The organism is Flavobacterium sp. AK-301 (assembly GCF_058310215.1).
In genome coordinates this window covers 480,889-496,642 of record NZ_JBZEES010000001.1, presented here as the reverse complement: position 1 = coordinate 496,642, position 15,754 = coordinate 480,889, and the positions used below count along the sequence as shown (strand labels likewise).

13 protein-coding genes are annotated in these 15,754 nt (G+C 34.9%); 8 read left to right on the top strand and 5 right to left on the bottom strand.

What is annotated here, in order from left to right:
• Window positions 1-51: 51 nt before the first annotated feature.
• The 3 genes from AC4FQX_RS02245 to AC4FQX_RS02235 all read right to left on the bottom strand — a co-directional run bounded on the left by AC4FQX_RS02245 (window position 52) and on the right by AC4FQX_RS02235 (window position 1,729).
• The gene (locus AC4FQX_RS02245; protein ID WP_002986941.1) at window positions 52-273 is read right to left on the bottom strand and encodes a DUF2795 domain-containing protein; all 222 of its coding nucleotides are present in this window, start codon (window positions 271-273) and stop codon (window positions 52-54) included.
• A gap of 145 nt (window positions 274-418) precedes the next feature.
• Window positions 419-997, bottom strand: a complete 579-nt coding sequence (locus AC4FQX_RS02240; protein ID WP_491166035.1) for a cob(I)yrinic acid a,c-diamide adenosyltransferase — start codon at window positions 995-997, stop codon at window positions 419-421.
• Window positions 998-1,024: 27 nt separating this feature from the next.
• Complete coding sequence (locus AC4FQX_RS02235; RefSeq protein ID WP_491166034.1) at window positions 1,025-1,729, bottom strand: ABC transporter ATP-binding protein; 705 nt, start codon at window positions 1,727-1,729, stop codon at window positions 1,025-1,027.
• A 306-nt stretch (window positions 1,730-2,035) separates the two neighbouring features.
• On the opposite strand from AC4FQX_RS02235, the gene AC4FQX_RS02230 reads away from it, so the two are divergent.
• Entirely contained in the window at window positions 2,036-2,704 is a 669-nt protein-coding gene (locus AC4FQX_RS02230; RefSeq protein ID WP_491166033.1) for a hypothetical protein, read from the top strand.
• Window positions 2,705-3,270: 566 nt separating this feature from the next.
• Window positions 3,271-6,690, top strand: coding sequence for a M43 family zinc metalloprotease (locus tag AC4FQX_RS02225; RefSeq protein ID WP_491166032.1), 3,420 nt, complete (start codon window positions 3,271-3,273; stop codon window positions 6,688-6,690).
• Window positions 6,691-6,797: 107 nt separating this feature from the next.
• Here AC4FQX_RS02225 and AC4FQX_RS02220 read toward each other — a convergent pair whose 3' ends face one another.
• Both AC4FQX_RS02220 and AC4FQX_RS02215 read right to left on the bottom strand, forming a co-directional pair.
• A complete protein-coding gene (locus AC4FQX_RS02220) occupies window positions 6,798-7,409 on the bottom strand; it encodes a hypothetical protein (RefSeq protein ID WP_491166031.1) in 612 nt (203 codons plus the stop codon).
• Window positions 7,410-7,433: 24 nt separating this feature from the next.
• Window positions 7,434-9,299, bottom strand: a complete 1,866-nt coding sequence (locus AC4FQX_RS02215) for an ABC-F family ATP-binding cassette domain-containing protein (RefSeq protein WP_491166030.1) — start codon at window positions 9,297-9,299, stop codon at window positions 7,434-7,436.
• Window positions 9,300-9,694: 395 nt separating this feature from the next.
• Here AC4FQX_RS02215 and AC4FQX_RS02210 point away from each other — a divergent pair, with 395 nt between their 5' ends.
• From AC4FQX_RS02210 to paaB, 6 genes are all read left to right on the top strand, one after another.
• Window positions 9,695-11,005, top strand: a complete 1,311-nt coding sequence (locus AC4FQX_RS02210) for a DcaP family trimeric outer membrane transporter (RefSeq protein WP_491166029.1) — start codon at window positions 9,695-9,697, stop codon at window positions 11,003-11,005.
• A 345-nt stretch (window positions 11,006-11,350) separates the two neighbouring features.
• Entirely contained in the window at window positions 11,351-12,697 is a 1,347-nt protein-coding gene (locus AC4FQX_RS02205; RefSeq protein ID WP_491166028.1) for a phenylacetate--CoA ligase family protein, read from the top strand.
• Window positions 12,698-12,790: 93 nt separating this feature from the next.
• Window positions 12,791-13,375: a TetR/AcrR family transcriptional regulator gene (locus AC4FQX_RS02200; RefSeq protein WP_491166027.1), complete on the top strand. Its 585-nt coding sequence runs from the start codon at window positions 12,791-12,793 to the stop codon at window positions 13,373-13,375.
• A 7-nt stretch (window positions 13,376-13,382) separates the two neighbouring features.
• Window positions 13,383-14,465 (top strand): 1,2-phenylacetyl-CoA epoxidase subunit PaaE, encoded by a 1,083-nt coding sequence (paaE, locus tag AC4FQX_RS02195; protein ID WP_491166026.1) that lies wholly within the window; start codon window positions 13,383-13,385, stop codon window positions 14,463-14,465.
• Between the two features lie 35 nt (window positions 14,466-14,500).
• Window positions 14,501-15,463 (top strand): 1,2-phenylacetyl-CoA epoxidase subunit PaaA, encoded by a 963-nt coding sequence (gene paaA / locus AC4FQX_RS02190; RefSeq protein WP_491166025.1) that lies wholly within the window; start codon window positions 14,501-14,503, stop codon window positions 15,461-15,463.
• A gap of 1 nt (window position 15,464) precedes the next feature.
• Complete coding sequence (paaB, locus tag AC4FQX_RS02185) at window positions 15,465-15,752, top strand: 1,2-phenylacetyl-CoA epoxidase subunit PaaB (RefSeq protein ID WP_491166024.1); 288 nt, start codon at window positions 15,465-15,467, stop codon at window positions 15,750-15,752.
• Window positions 15,753-15,754 lie beyond the last annotated feature (2 nt).

The following is a 15,754-nucleotide window of genomic DNA, read 5'->3' as shown; positions in this document are numbered from 1 at the left end:
AAATAAACAAAAAAAAAGCCTCCATAGAGACTTTTTCCTTGTTTTTATTTTTTAATATTCATCCTCGTTCCAAAGATAGTCTTCGTCTGTGGGATAATCAGGCCATATTTCTTCCATTGATTCGTAAATCTCACCTTCGTCTTCTATAGATTGTAGGTTTTCAACTACTTCTAGAGGAGCTCCAGTTCTGATAGCGTAGTCGATAAGTTCATCTTTGGTAGCAGGCCAAGGTGCATCACTTAAGTAAGACGCCAATTCTAATGTCCAATACATCTTTTATCGATTTAAATTTAATGCAAAAATAAATTTTATACTGAGATAGTCAAGTAAAATTCTGTTTATTTTAGAAAAAGTTAAGAACGTTAATTTATTTTTTCAATAAATAATTTATAATATGCTCGTTTTCAATTAAATAGCTTTATAGGTTGGTTTTTTCCGGAATCCACTTAACCTCTTCCACTTTGAGGTCAAAGCTCAACTTTCGTGCCAACATAAAAAGATAGTCAGAAAGTCGGTTCAGGTATTTCAGAACTATCTCATCTGTAGGTTCAAGTACATTTAAATGTGTAGATAAACGCTCCGCTCTGCGGCAGACACAACGAGCTATGTGACAATATGACACGGTAGTGTGACCTCCCGGAAGTACAAAATGAGTCATTGGCGGAAGTTCTTTGTTCATTTCATCCATTTCGTCTTCCAGTAACTGAATGTCTTCTTCTGTTATTTTGGGAATATTGAGTCGCTCTTTTCCGTTTTTCAAAATTGCTTTTTCCGGATCTGTTGCTAAAATAGCACCCAGAGTAAAAAGCTTATCCTGGATTCTGATTAGTATTTCTTTGTGATTTTGAGCAATGTCCTGATCGCGGATCAGTCCGATATGAGAGTTCAATTCATCTACAGTTCCGTAACTTTCAATACGAATATGATGCTTGGGAACACGAGTACCGCCAAAAAGGGCAGTAGTTCCTTTGTCTCCTGTTTTAGTGTAGATTTTCATTTTTATAAATTAAGATTAAGATTGGGATTATACTTTATGTATAAGTTTGCTTTTCGTATCACTTTCAATGACACCATCTCTGAGGCGCACAATTCGATGTGCATAAGCAGCAATGTCTTCTTCATGTGTTACCAAAATAACAGTATTACCGTTAGCGTGAATTTCATTGAATAAATCCATGATTTCTATAGAGGTTTTGGTATCCAGATTTCCTGTGGGTTCATCAGCCAGAATAATAGCCGGTTTGTTGACTAAAGCTCGGGCAACCGCTACTCTCTGTCTTTGTCCTCCTGATAACTGATTAGGTTCATGATCCATTCTGTCAGCCAGTCCAACCTGTGTCAGTACTTCTTCAGCTCTTTTCGTTCTTTCTGATTTAGAATAACCCGCATAGATCATAGGTAGCGCTACATTATTTAATGCAGTTGTTCTGGGTAAAAGATTAAAAGTCTGAAAAACAAAACCGATCTCTTTGTTTCTTATTTCCGCCAGTTCATCATCTGTCATTTTACTGACATCATTACCATTTAGTATATATTGTCCTGAAGTAGGAGTGTCAAGACAGCCTAATAAGTTCATCAGAGTAGATTTTCCAGAACCGGAAGGTCCCATTAAAGCAACATATTCACCTTTATTAATTTCTATATCTATACCCTTCAGTACTTTTACAATTTCATTTCCCAGAGGGAAATCTCTTTTTATAGCTGTTATTTTAATCAGAGGATTTTCCATAAAATAAATTTGAGTTTAAAAGTAAGGAAAAAAAATGATTGTAGGGTTTTTAGATTATCCGATAGTTAGATTATTCGATAAACACTTTCTCAAAATCTCTGATTTTGAGAAAGTGTTTATCGGCTCTAACTTTGTAGAGCAGCGTAAACGTGTTAATTCTAAATATCAAATAATCCAACCATCGAATAATCGCACTTTAGTTACTTGTATTAAAAAATTGTAATATTTATATTTATTTTAGATTTATATGGTTTAAATATGTATTTTTATGATCTATAAACTATAAATAACCAAATAACTAAAACTATGAGAATTAACAATTTATTATTAGGAGTGGTTCTGCTTGTAGCCGGATTTTCATCCTGCAAAAATGATGCAGAATTAAATGCAAAAGCAACAGTTGCATCTTTTACAAAATATGTAGATTCTGTAAGTAATATAACTGAAGCAGAAGCAAGGGCAGATTGGGCTGTTATTGAGTCTGATTTTAAAAAGAAAACAACAGAAGCAGAAGCTGCTGTTGTAGATATTAAAGAAAAAAATAAAGCCGCTATTGAAGAAAAAATAAATGCCGGTAAAGCAATGTTCGAAATGAACAAAGCCAGACTTATGGAGAAATTAGAAGCTGAAAAGGCTAAGGAGGCAAATAATAAAGATCAGGGTTTAAGAGATTCTTATTTTGGAGTAGGGAAAGTAAAAGAAGATTTGAATTTTAGCTGGGTAAATAAAGAAAATATACTGGCAACTTATAAAGAATTTGTAGAGGTTTTCAAAAAGAATAAACATACCTATTCAGAAGAAGATTTCAAGAAAATAAAAATAATGTACGAAGCTTTGGATACCAGAAAGAATGTGGTAGAAAAAGAAGGGCTTTCATCTAAAGATAATATGGAAATATCAAAACTGAAATTACAGTTCGCTCCGGATTTTCAGTGGCAGAAGTTGAAAGAAACAGTGGAGACGATTACTAAATAGATAATTATTTAATTTTTATTTATCAGATAGTATATATCAAATCAGGATTGGATGTCAAAAATATCCAATCCTTTTTTATATAAAAATAAGATAAATAGAAGACCAAATCTGTTAGGTCTAAACAGAAATCTAGTTATGTTAACAATTGAAGCAGTCTCGTCTGAGCGTTTGAAAGTCATTTTATAATTTCTAATAATAAAAAAAGATTAATATATTTTTGGTGTATAATTAAAAAATACTATATTTGTATTCTCTAACGAAACTAGTCTAACCATATTTGCGTTAGAAAAATTTGTTATAAAAAACAGTTTCTCTATATTTATAATATATAAGAGAGAATATTCTTTCAATTAAGGTGTTTTTAACGGAACAATTCTCATAATTGTTTACGTTGATTATGTTAAAACGCCTTTTATTCAGTTAAAAAAAAATCAATCCCTTATTTTATTTTTTAAAAATTTAAAATTATTAAATATGTGTTGTTATTAATTCATATATGGTAATGATTTAGAGCATATTATGTTAGTTTTGAAGCCGATAAAATAATTCAATTACAACACGGTGGCATGAGAATAACATTACTAGCACTATTGCTAATTTTTACAATAACAAAAATTAATGGACAAGAACTTCCTTGTCGGGCAACAGAAGAAAATGATAAAGTGTATCAGGCTGATCCGGGTTCACTTCAGGAGAAAAAAGATTTTGACGCTTTTAGTAAAAAGTTTGCGCTTCAGCGTAAAATGTCAAGAGTGAAGGATGTTGCCTATGTTATTCCGGTGGTTTTTCATGTTTATGGAGATGTACAAAGTGGTAAAACAGTGACTTATGAAAAAATCGCAAATCATTTGGTTCATTTAAATGATGATTTTAACGGTAGAAATGCGGATTTTCAGACTGTAGAACCTTTTTTTCAGGCAAGAAGAGGAACTATAAAAATTGAATTTAAGTTAGCAAAAATTGATCCTAAAGGAAAGGCTACCTCAGGAGTGGTTTTCCATCCTGCTAAGGGTGGTTATGGAAATGGTACTGGTTATGACAATCAAATTGCAGCAGAAGCATGGGATAACAAGAAGTATATGAACATTTATATTCAGAATGATTTGTATAACGACGGTATTTATACCAGATCCGGAGTAGCTTGGTATCCTAGCTCTAATATGACATCCAGAAATACAGCACGTGTCGTTTATAATGGGGCTTATCTTTATGATAATTCTGTTAATAAAGAATTTGCAGGAACTTTAACTCATGAATTTGGTCACTTTTTGAATTTAATTCACACTTTTGATGGTGGTTGTTCTGGTACCGATCAAGTTGATGATACTCCGCAAGAAGATGGTTTGCATACACTTAGATGTACACCGGGAACAAATTGTAATGGAAGAAAAGTAAATATTGAGAACTATATGGGGTATAACGGCTCAAGTGGTTGTTATAAAATGTATACTCAGGGTCAGATAGATAGAATGCTGGCAGCCTTACAGCATCCTGCAAGAATTACACTTTGGCAACCTCAAAATTTAATAGATACAGGAGTAAGCTCAACAACAACAACAAGTACATTAACAGCAACAGGAACAACTTTTAAAGAAGCTGCTGTTAACGATGGTTCATTTGATGCGGCTTCCGTAATAACGATTAGTGGCGATAAAATATTTGCACTTAATTCAGGAACTATGTTAGCCGGAACACATTTTACACATACTTTTCCGGCAGGAATCACACCGAGAGTTACCATTAATTCAAATAAACAAGTAACAGTTACCCTTTTAGGGAAAGCAACCAATCATGCAGAAGCAAATAATACAACAGCAGGGATTACATTTTTGTCAGCTGCTTTTGTTGGAGGAACGACCGGTTTCACCAGTACATCATTACTTTACAATTTGAAATTTATAGACCCTGTTTCCGTATTAGCTCCTACAGGTTTAACAGCGATAGCTAATAGCACTAATTTAGAAGTACAACTGAAATGGACCAACAAGGCTGTAAATGCTGTAAACGTTATAATTGAAAGAGCTGGAGCCAATGGTGTTTTTGCTGAAATAGCAACATTATCAGGTACAGCATCCACTTATACAAATACAGGTTTGACAGCCGGAACATATAAATACAGAGTTCGTGCAAAAGCCGATACCGTTTATTCAGCATATTCTAATGAAGTTTCCGCTACTGTTATTTCAGTGTTAGCCCCTACAGGTTTAACAGCGATAGTTAACGATGCTAATATGGAGGTAGAATTGAAATGGACCAACGAGGCTATAAATGCTGTAAACGTTGTAGTTGAAAGAGCCGGAGCCAATGGTGTTTTTGCTGAAATAGCAACATTATCAGGTACAGTATCCACTTATACAAATACAGGTTTGACAGCCGGAACATATAAATACAGAGTTCGTGCAAAAGCCGATACCGTTTATTCAGCATATTCTAATGAAGTTTCCGCTATCGTTACTACTACCGCTATTTCAGTGTTAGCCCCTACAGGTTTAACAGCGATAGTTAATGATGCTAATATGGAGATAGAATTGAAATGGACTAATAATGCTGTAAATGCTGTAAATGTTGTAATTGAAAGAGCCGGAATCAATGGTATTTTTACTGAAGTGGTAACATTATCAGGTACAGTATCCACTTATACAAATACAGGTTTAACAGCCGGAACATATAAATACAGAGTTCGTGCAAAAGCCGATACCGTTTATTCAGCATATTCTAATGAAGTTTCCGTTACCGTTACTACTACTGCTATTGTGTTGGCTCCTACAGGTTTAACAGCAACAGCTAATGATGCTGATATGGAGGTAAAATTGAAATGGACTAATAATGCTGCAAATGCTGTAAACGTTGTAATTGAAAGAGCCGGAGCCAATGGTGTTTTTGCTGAAATAGCAACATTATCAGGTACAGTATCCACTTATACAAATACAGGTTTGACAGTCGGAACATATAAATACAGAGTTCGTGCAAAAGCCGATACTGTTTATTCAGTATATTCTAATGAAGTTTCTGCTACTGTTTCTGCTAGTTCAGCTTATTGTACAATACAGGCAGATAATAAAAATGAATATATTAATTCGGTAACTATCGGGAAATTTCACCATACTTCCGGTCAAGACGTAGATGGCTATACAGATTATACCTCTAAAGTGGTAACATTAACGCCAAACAAAAGTGTAAATGTGAGTCTGACAGCCGGTTTTTCAGGTAAATCCTATTTAGAATACTGGGGAGTCTGGATTGATTACAATAAAAATAATATTTTTGAAGCTTCAGAAAAAGTAATAGATGGACTTTCTTCTAAGAGTACTATTACAGGTAGTTTTACCCCCGTTGATTTTACAGGATCAACAAGAATGCGTATTGTAATGAAATATAATACTAATCCAACACCTTGTGGTAATATTGTTGCCGGTGAAGTAGAAGATTATACAGTAGTTTCAAGTACAGTGGTGCCACCAAATCCGGAAGCATTGCTAATACCGGCTAATGTTAGAAGTACAGGTATTTATTCGACAGGATTTTATAGCGCATGGGATTTAGTTGAAGAAGCGACAGATTATGAAGTGCAATTAAATAATTCAGGTGCAGGCTGGACTACTTTTGGTACTTCAGCAACCGTTTCTCTGTGGATTCCGAAACAAGACGAACAAACCATATATGAGTTTAGAGTCAGAGCCAGAAATGATATTGATATGAGTGAATGGAGTGCTCCGTTTACTGTTGATTTACAATTTGCTGATATTGAAGATCTTGAGAAATCATTTACCATGTATCCGAATCCAGCTTCAGATGTAGTTAATTTTGATTTTAACAATCTGGATACATCAAATATAAAAATAACAATTTATAGTATTGCCGGAAGGATAATAGATGTTTTAAAAAGCACAAATTATTATAAAGTAAATCATCTTGTAAAAGGAGTATATGTTGTTATGGTTACAGATGGTAGTTTTACCGAGTATAAAAAATTAATGGTTAAGTAATATACGTTTAATTAAAAAGAAAAGAGAGAAACGATTTATCGTTTCTCTCTTTTTTGTATATACGTCTTGATTTCCACCTATTTCTAATCATCAAAAAATTGAATTTTTTAAACCCGAATGATAAAATGTTCCTTCACTTGTTCTTTTCTGAAAAATAGAAGTCCAAAGTTATAGGTGTCAATAGTAACTGTTACCTTTTGATGTGTTTTTATACTTTCCCAGAGCTGTTCCGTTACAGGTGCTTTATGAATTCCTTCAAAAATAAAAAAACTATCATTATGAGTTTTTAGAAGTAATTTTTCAAAAGTTTGTAATAAAGACCCTTCTGTAAAGCTAAAATAAACCATATCCAGCGTATCAGGAAGACTGTTTTCAGAATCAGTGAGAAATAGTTCTGTTTCCGGATTTCCAGATTGAAGAATAGCAGATAGTAGTTTTGACGAATTGCTCATTTCCAAAATGAGCTTGGGTTGAAAATACCGGACGATGCGAAATAGTAATTTCGCATTGTTATCAGTAATAATCGTTCTGTTTTGTATAGCCGGATCAGATAGAGCTGTCTTTCTTATTTCTTTTAAAGTGATGTACTCAGCTTTTTCCTTTCTGTCATAAAAACATTTAGTAACCAGACGAAACACAAAAGGAGAATGCACCCCATGCTGATTCGTTGATTTCCAAAGAAAACGGATATAAGATTTTAGCTGAAATAAAGTTGTCATAGATCAGATAGGTTCCATGTGTTATTATTCTTCCATTTTAGCGGACAGTTCAAACCAGCGTTCCTCTTTTTCCTCTATTTTATTAATGATATTCTGTAGTTCATCTGCTTTTTTCTGAATGTCTGCCTCTGCGACTTTTCCATCTGAGAATAATTGCTCAATAGCTGTTTTTTCTCTTTCCAGATCTTTGATATCTTTCTCTATTTTTTGATATTCTTTCTGTTCATTAAAAGAAAGTTTAGTTGCAGTAGGGTTATTCTGTTTCCAGGCTTTCTTTTCTGTTTTGTTCTCTTCTTTCTCAACAACATCAGCACTGTCTTCATAAGCTCTGAAATCACTGTAGTTACCCGGAAAATCTTCGATTTCACCATCCCCTCTAAAAACAAAAAGGTGATCTACAATTTTATCCATAAAGTAACGGTCGTGAGAAACCACGAGTAAGCATCCCGGATAATCAAGAAGGAAGCTTTCCAGTACATTTAAAGTTACAATATCCAGATCGTTAGTAGGTTCATCCAGAATAAGGAAGTTTGGGTTCTGGATTAGAACAGTACAAAGGTACAGACGCTTTAATTCGCCACCACTCAGTTTTTCTACAAAATCATATTGTTTTTTTCTGTCAAAAAGAAAACGTTCCAGTAATTGTGCTGCCGAAATAATTCTACCTTTAGATAAAGGAATATATTCCCCATATTCTTTAATAATATCAATAACCTTTTGTCCCGGTTTTGGGTTAATTCCACTCTGAGTATAGTATCCGATTTTAATTGTTTCACCGATTACAACTTTTCCGGAATCAGGTTTTATTGTTTGAGTAAGAATATTAAGAAAAGTAGATTTTCCTGTACCATTTTTTCCAATGATTCCGATACGTTCCCCTCTCTGAAAGTCAAAGCTAAAGTTATCCAGAATAACACGATCACTGAATTTTTTAGAGACATTGTGAAGTTCAATGATCTTACTTCCCATTCGTTCCATGTTGATTTCCAGTTCCACTTTGTTTTCGCGTCGGCGATTTTGTGCCTTTTCTTTAATTACATAAAAATCATCCTGACGTGATTTGGACTTTGTAGTTCTTGCTTTTGGCTGACGGCGCATCCATTCCAGTTCCTTTACAAATAAATTCTGAGCTTTATCAACACTTGCACTTTCAGAAGCGATTCTTTCCTCTTTTTTCTCTAAATAATAAGAGTAATTTCCTTTATACTGATATAGTTTTCCATTGTCCAGTTCTATGATCTCATTACACACGCGTTCCAGGAAAAAACGGTCGTGTGTTACCATGAACAGTGTTATGTTTTCTTTTGCAAAATAACTTTCCAGCCATTCGATCATCTCCAGATCCAGGTGGTTGGTAGGTTCATCCAGAATTAATAAGTCAGGTCTGTTGATCAGGATAATAGCAAGAGATAGTCGTTTTTTCTGTCCACCCGAAAGGTTTTTAACTTTTAGTTTAAAATCCTCTAATTTTAATTTGAATAAGATCTGTTTGTATTGTGTTTCAAAATCCCACGCATTGAGTTGATCCATTTTATCAAAAGCCTTTTGATAAGCTTCTTCCTCTTCCGGATTTTCCAGTGCCTTTTCATATTCTTCAACTACTTTTAGAATCGGGTTGTCAGAAGCAAAAATGCTTTCCTCAATGGTCAGTTCTTCTTGTAAATTATTGTCCTGAGATAAAAATGCCATTTTCACCTCTTTGCGTAAGATTACCTGACCGCTATCCGGTTCATCCTCACCATTAATGATTTTCATAATGCAGGTTTTTCCAGAACCGTTTTTAGCGATAAAAGCTATTTTTTGGTCTTTATTAATACCAAACGAAAGGTTTTCAAAAAGCGTTCTCTCCCCAAAGGATTTTGAGATATTTTCTACAGAAAGGTAATTCACAATATTTTATTTTTCTGCAAAAGTAAGGTTTATTGTTCAAAGTTCTAAAAGAGGAGTAAGAAGAACCGGAAGAATATAATCGTATGAAACAGATGTTGTGAGTATTGTTGTCTTAAATATTAAGAGAAGAATAGCTATTTTTCTTAAATCGGGATATCTAATATATTCCAGACACTGAACGGAATAGAGGATTAATTAATTTTTTATTGTATATTAACTGTTTTTGTTTTTTAAGTGTAATTTTTATATGTATTTTTTAAGCTATATATAAAAATAAACTTTTTTATTTGATAAATGAACTTACAAATGTTTGTTAGTTCAAAAATATTTATAGATTTGTAAACTAGCTATAATTTAACAAAAATCCAAAGTGATTAATCAAATAATAATTAAAAATGAATAAAAAATACACTTTATATATCAGTTGTATTGCTGTTTTGTGTTCGAATGTACTTATTGCTCAGCAGGATTTATCAACAAGAAGGCTTCTGGATTCTCTTTTAGATTTACAATTGTTTAAGAAAAAAGAGAAACTAGTTAAAGTTGATTTTTATGGTTTTATAAGAAATGATATATTCTACGATAGAAGGCAGGTTATAGGTATAGGCGAAGATATTATGCCGTTATATCCTCGGGACAGGCTTTTGGATGTGAACGGAAAAGATATAAATGCCATTGGAAAATTTCATATGCTTTCCATTGCTTCCAGAGCGGGGATTAAAATGGAGGGTCCGGAGGTATTGAATGCAAAAACATCAGGTATTTTAGAAGCAGAGTTTTTTGGAACCTCAGAAAAAAACATTAATCAGCAGTTTAAGTTGCGTCATGCTTATGTCACACTCGATTGGGGGAAGACCCAGCTTGGCGTAGGTCAGTACTGGCACCCTATGGTTGTTGTAGAGTGTTTACCTAATGTGGTTAATAACAATACAGGATCACCTATATATGGTCTTACCAGAAATCCGCAGATTCGATTTATAACAGAAATCAGGCAATTCCTTAAAGCAATAGCAGTAGTAAGTTCACAGGTTGGAGATCCATATCGAAACAGTGGAGCACCTTCCATGCATTTACAATTACAATATAAAACTAAAAATTTTATTACGGGTATTGCAGAACAGTTTGAAACCCTCAGACCACAGTTTTCATGCGGTACACCACCTATAGCATCTGGTGAAAGAATACAGAGTTTTACAACTATGGTATATGCAGGGATAACTACAAAATCCCTGCAGATAAAAGCGGAAGCTGTAATGGCGCAAAATGCGGCAACAATGGGGGTGTTAGGTGGATTTGTGGGGTATTCCGCTCCCGGGGAGGTGGATATTTTTCGTACAATGAATACAAGGAGTGCCTGGATTGATTTTCAGCAGATTACAATAAAGCCGGTTTCTTTTGGTTTTTTTGCAGGTATAGTGAAAAATCGAGGAGTAGATAATCCTGTTAAAGGAAGAGAGGCGAAAACCTATGGAATAATGTCTGCTTTAGGAGTTATATCAGCGACCGAAGGAAAGCGTAGTGTTAATTATCTGTATCGAGTAGCACCGCGGGTAGACTGGGTGCTTCATAAGTCAGTCAAGTTAAGGTTAGAAGCAGAGCATACCGCTGCTAAATGGGGTGATGCACAAAGTGATGCCACCGGTTCAGGGAATGCATTTTTAGCAAAGAATAATCGTTTTCATCTGACTACACTTTTTTACTTTTAATCCGTGTTCGGTATTCAGTTTCCAGTATTCAGTGTTCAGTGTTCAGTGTTCAAAACAACTTTACATCTCTGTTGGCAATTATTAACCGATCCACATATTTTACATTTTACAAATCATCTTTCAAAAAACTATCAACTATCAATTAAAAACTATCAACTATACCTAGTCAGTAAATAAGGTAAATAAAGGGGTTAAGTGAAATTTTAATAACTTATTCTTATAAGAAGTGTAATAAAAAAGTAAAATTATTTAATTATTTAAGCTAACTAACGTTTGTTAGTTTAAAAAAATAATTATATTTGTGATATAGCTAGAGCATCGTAGAACTATAAAAAAATAAAAATTATGATATTTAATCCTGGTCTGGAACAGATGGCTTTGCCCGAATTAAGAAAGCTTCAAAATAGTCGCTTACAGAATATGGTTAGGCGTGTATACGATAATGTGCCTTTTTATCGTCAGAAATTTGATGAACTGAATATAGACTGGACTAGTATTAAATCAGTAGAAGATTTACCAAAATTACCTTTCACAAAAAAAGAAGATTTGAGAGATAATTATCCCTTTGGTTTGTTTACCGTTCCGCAAAACGAAGTAGCCCGCTTGCATTGTTCCAGTGGAACAACCGGAAAGCCAACAGTGGTAGGGTATACAAGAAGAGATATTGATCTTTTTAGTGAAGTAGTAGCAAGATCTCTGGCTGCTTCCGGATGCAGACCGGGAATGAAATTGCAAAACGCCTATGGTTACGGTCTTTTTACCGGAGGTTTAGGGTTACATTATGGTGCAGAAAAACTAGGTATGACCGTTATTCCGATTTCAGGAGGTGGTACTGACAGGCAAATTATGCTCCTTAAAGATTTTCAGGCAGATGCGATCTGCGCAACACCATCCTATGCACAGGCTATGGCAGAAGAAATAAAAAGAAGAGGTATACATACCGATGAATTGAATTTAAAATTTGCCATTTTAGGATCTGAGCCATGGAGTGAAGCTTTAAGAGGAGAAGTTGAATACGGACTTAACCTTAAAGCGACTAATATATATGGACTCAGTGAAATCATAGGTCCCGGAGTGTCTAATGAAGATGTAGATGAAGTAGGTACCGGAAGTTATATCTGGGAGGATCATTTTTATCCTGAAATTGTAGATCAGGATACAGGAGAACCTGTTAAAGAAGGACAAACAGGCGTATTAGTTATTACAACTCTTACAAAAGAAGCCATGCCCTTAGTACGATATTGGACGGGAGATATTACCAATCTGTATTATGATAAATCGTTCAAAAGAACACATGTAAAAATGGGACCTATTATAGGTCGGGCAGACGATATGCTGATTATAAGAGGAGTGAATTTTTTTCATACACAACTAGCAGATATTATTAAAGATATTGATTATGTAACAGCAAATTATCAGATAGTATTGACTAAAGTCGGTAGTATGGATAACGTTGAGGTAAAGATAGAAATAGAATTAGAGTATTGCAGAGGACTTGGTTTAAGTGTTATTACAGAAGAGGTTATTTCCGGGTCAGACCCTTTGAAGCATCTTAAAAAGAAATTAGAAAAAAAGATAAAAGACGGAGTAGGACTTACCATGAAAGTAACTCTTTTAAATACAGGAGATCTTCCCAGAAGTGAAGGCGGTAAGTTGAGTAGGATTATAGACAGCAGAGCTGTTTATTCGTGAAATAAAGTAATTTTTTTGTTTTGTGTATCAATACAAACAAACGTTCGTATTGCGTTGTTTTTGCTTATATTTAAGCTTTAAAAAAAAATAAAAATGGCAAAGAAAAATACACCAAACAAAAAGCGTGAAATTATTTTTACAGAAGCAGCCGAACTCTTTAAAGAAAGAGGTTTTGGAGGTACATCCATGCGGGATTTAGCAGAAAAAGTAGGTATAGAAGCAGCAAGTATGTATAATCATATACGTTCCAAAGATGAAATTCTGGAAGAAATCTGCTTTAAGATTGCACATAAGTACGTTTCCCATATTTCTGAAATTGAAGACACTGACCAGTCCTATACAGAGAAAATAAAAGCGATAATCAGGTTGCATGTACGAATGATAATTAACGATGTTAATGCGGTTTCAGTAGCTAATAATGATTGGAAATACCTGACAGAAACCAAAAAAGCATTGTATAAAGAGATACGGAAAGGGTATGAAAAACGCTTTGCCGATATTATAAGTAAAGGAATTAAAGAAGGAGAGTTTAAAGAAGTTGACGTTTCAGTAGCATTGTTTACAATGCTCTCCTCATTAAGATGGATAGAATACTGGTACAAACCAAATAGGAGTATTTCAGTCGAAAAACTGGAAGAAGACCTAATAATCCTCCTTCTCAACGGATTAAATAAATAAAAAAATAATGCGTACTACTTTTCATAAATTAAAAGTAAAAAATGTAAAAAAAGAAATACCGGATTGTGTTTCTGTTACCCTTGATATACCAGAAAACCTTTTGGAACATTTCTGTTTCAAACAAGGTCAGTATCTTACTTTTCGTCAAAAAACAGCAGATGAAGAATTGCGCCGTTCCTATTCGATATGCGCAAGTCCTCTCGATAACGAATTGAAGGTAGCTGTAAAAAAGATTCCGGAAGGTTTTTTTTCCACCTATATCAATGATACCCTAAAAGCAGGAGATTTTTTAGAAGTAATGTCTCCACAGGGCAGATTTTTTACCGAAACACATTCTGAAAATAAAAAAAGATATGTTGCTTTCGTTGCCGGTAGCGGTATAACACCCGTAATATCTATTATTAAAACCGTTTTAAAAACGGAGCCGGAAAGTCGATTTGTACTGATTTATGGTAATAAAAATAAAGGCTCAATACTATTTAAGTCTGAGATTGAAGCACTCAAAAATCAGTTTATGGAGCGCTTTAGTGTATACCATATATTAAGCCGTGAAAAAGCAGATGCCGAAATACTGAGTGGGCGCATTAATAAAGAAAAAAGCAACTATTTTCTGCAACACCTTATCAAACCGGAAGAGATCGATGAATGTTTTATCTGTGGTCCCGAAGAAATGATACATGAAGTAAAAGACACACTTATCAATGCCGGAGTTGCTGCCGGAAAAATACATTTCGAATTATTTTTCAGTACAGCATCAGCCCTTAAAAAACAACAGCAGGAAAAGAGAGTTGAAACAGGAAACGATACTATGAGCAGAGTAACGATCAAACTGGACGCAACTTCACTGGAAATGGATTTAGGCTACAATGGTCAGACGATATTAGACGCAGCCCTGCAAAATGGTGCCGATTTACCTTTTGCCTGTAAAGGAGGAGTATGTGCCACTTGCCGTGCAAAAGTAGAACAAGGTGAGGTAGAAATGGATATTAACTATGCACTGGAACCAGAAGAAGTAGCAGCTGGTTTTATATTGACCTGTCAGTCCCATCCACGTTCTGAAAATGTAATAGTAAATTTTGATATAAAATAAAAAGTTGTGTTTATTCATTGTAAAATGCCAAAACTATGAGTAGTAAAGAAATAGATTTTGAAAAACATTTTCAGTCAAAGATTGATAATGAGATACGTATAGAGCCTAAAGATTGGATGCCCGAAGCCTACAGGAAAACCCTGATAAGACAAATATCCCAGCACGCACATTCCGAAGTAGTAGGAATGTTGCCGGAGGCAAACTGGATTACCAGAGCACCCTCATTACAAAGAAAAGCAATATTATTAGCTAAAATACAAGACGAAGCAGGACACGGATTATATCTGTATTGCGCTGCCGAAACCTTAGGTGTATCTCGTGTAGAAACCCTAAACGATCTCCATTCTGGAAAAGCAAAATATTCCAGTATATTCAATTACCCTACCCTTACCTGGGCAGACATGGGCGCCATTGGCTGGCTGGTAGACGGAGCCGCAATATTGAATCAAGTACCGTTGTGCAGAGCTTCCTATGGACCCTATGCACGAGCTATGGTACGTATTTGTAAAGAAGAAAGTTTTCATCAGCGCCAGGGATATGAAATCATGATTGCATTAGCACAAGGTACTCCCGAACAAAAACAAATGGCACAAGACGCCGTAAACCGGTGGTGGTGGCCTGTTTTGATGATGTTTGGTCCCAAAGACGAAGATTCCGGTAATACAGAACTGTCTATGAAATGGCGTATTAAGCGTTTTACAAACGATGAGCTTCGCCAGCGTTTTGTAAACGCTACCATTCCACAAGCAGAATATCTGGGGCTTACCGTACCGGATCCTGATTTAAAGAAGAATGAAGAAACCGGACATTATGAATTTGGTGATATTGACTGGGATGAGTTTTGGAGCGTAGTAAAAGGAAATGGACCCTGTAATAAACAGCGTATCGATGCTCGTAAAAAAGCACATGAAGAAGGTGCTTGGGTACGGGATGCCGCTACAGCCTACCACGAAAAAAGAAAAGTAAGAGAAGAAAATAACAATAAAAAAACAGCATAACATGGATAATAAAGATTGGCCGTTATGGGAAGTATTTATACGCAGCAGACAAGGACTCGATCACAAACATGTAGGTAGCCTTCATGCCGCAGATGAAAGAATGGCAATTCAAAACGCACGAGATGTATATACCCGCAGGATGGAAGGAGTCAGTATCTGGGTGGTAGCATCACAAGATATACATGCATCCAATCCGGACGAAGCAGATTCGTTTTTTGATCCCGCCGAAGATAAGATTTACAGGCATCCAACATTTTATCATGTACCCGAAGAAGTTAAAAACATGTAATT

Excerpts from the sequence above, each read along its gene's own strand:
- AC4FQX_RS02205 (WP_491166028.1), top strand. The coding sequence starts at position 11,351 with ATGATATTTAATCCTGGTCTGGAACAGATGGCTTTGCCCGAATTAAGA.
- AC4FQX_RS02245 (WP_002986941.1), bottom strand. The coding sequence starts at position 273 with ATGTATTGGACATTAGAATTGGCGTCTTACTTAAGTGATGCACCTTGG.
- AC4FQX_RS02220 (WP_491166031.1), bottom strand. The coding sequence starts at position 7,409 with ATGACAACTTTATTTCAGCTAAAATCTTATATCCGTTTTCTTTGGAAA.
- AC4FQX_RS02240 (WP_491166035.1), bottom strand. The coding sequence starts at position 997 with ATGAAAATCTACACTAAAACAGGAGACAAAGGAACTACTGCCCTTTTT.
- paaB (WP_491166024.1), top strand. The coding sequence starts at position 15,465 with ATGGATAATAAAGATTGGCCGTTATGGGAAGTATTTATACGCAGCAGA.
- paaA (WP_491166025.1), top strand. The coding sequence starts at position 14,501 with ATGAGTAGTAAAGAAATAGATTTTGAAAAACATTTTCAGTCAAAGATT.
- AC4FQX_RS02210 (WP_491166029.1), top strand. The coding sequence starts at position 9,695 with ATGAATAAAAAATACACTTTATATATCAGTTGTATTGCTGTTTTGTGT.
- AC4FQX_RS02200 (WP_491166027.1), top strand. The coding sequence starts at position 12,791 with ATGGCAAAGAAAAATACACCAAACAAAAAGCGTGAAATTATTTTTACA.
- AC4FQX_RS02225 (WP_491166032.1), top strand. The coding sequence starts at position 3,271 with ATGAGAATAACATTACTAGCACTATTGCTAATTTTTACAATAACAAAA.
- paaE (WP_491166026.1), top strand. The coding sequence starts at position 13,383 with ATGCGTACTACTTTTCATAAATTAAAAGTAAAAAATGTAAAAAAAGAA.
- AC4FQX_RS02235 (WP_491166034.1), bottom strand. The coding sequence starts at position 1,729 with ATGGAAAATCCTCTGATTAAAATAACAGCTATAAAAAGAGATTTCCCT.
- AC4FQX_RS02230 (WP_491166033.1), top strand. The coding sequence starts at position 2,036 with ATGAGAATTAACAATTTATTATTAGGAGTGGTTCTGCTTGTAGCCGGA.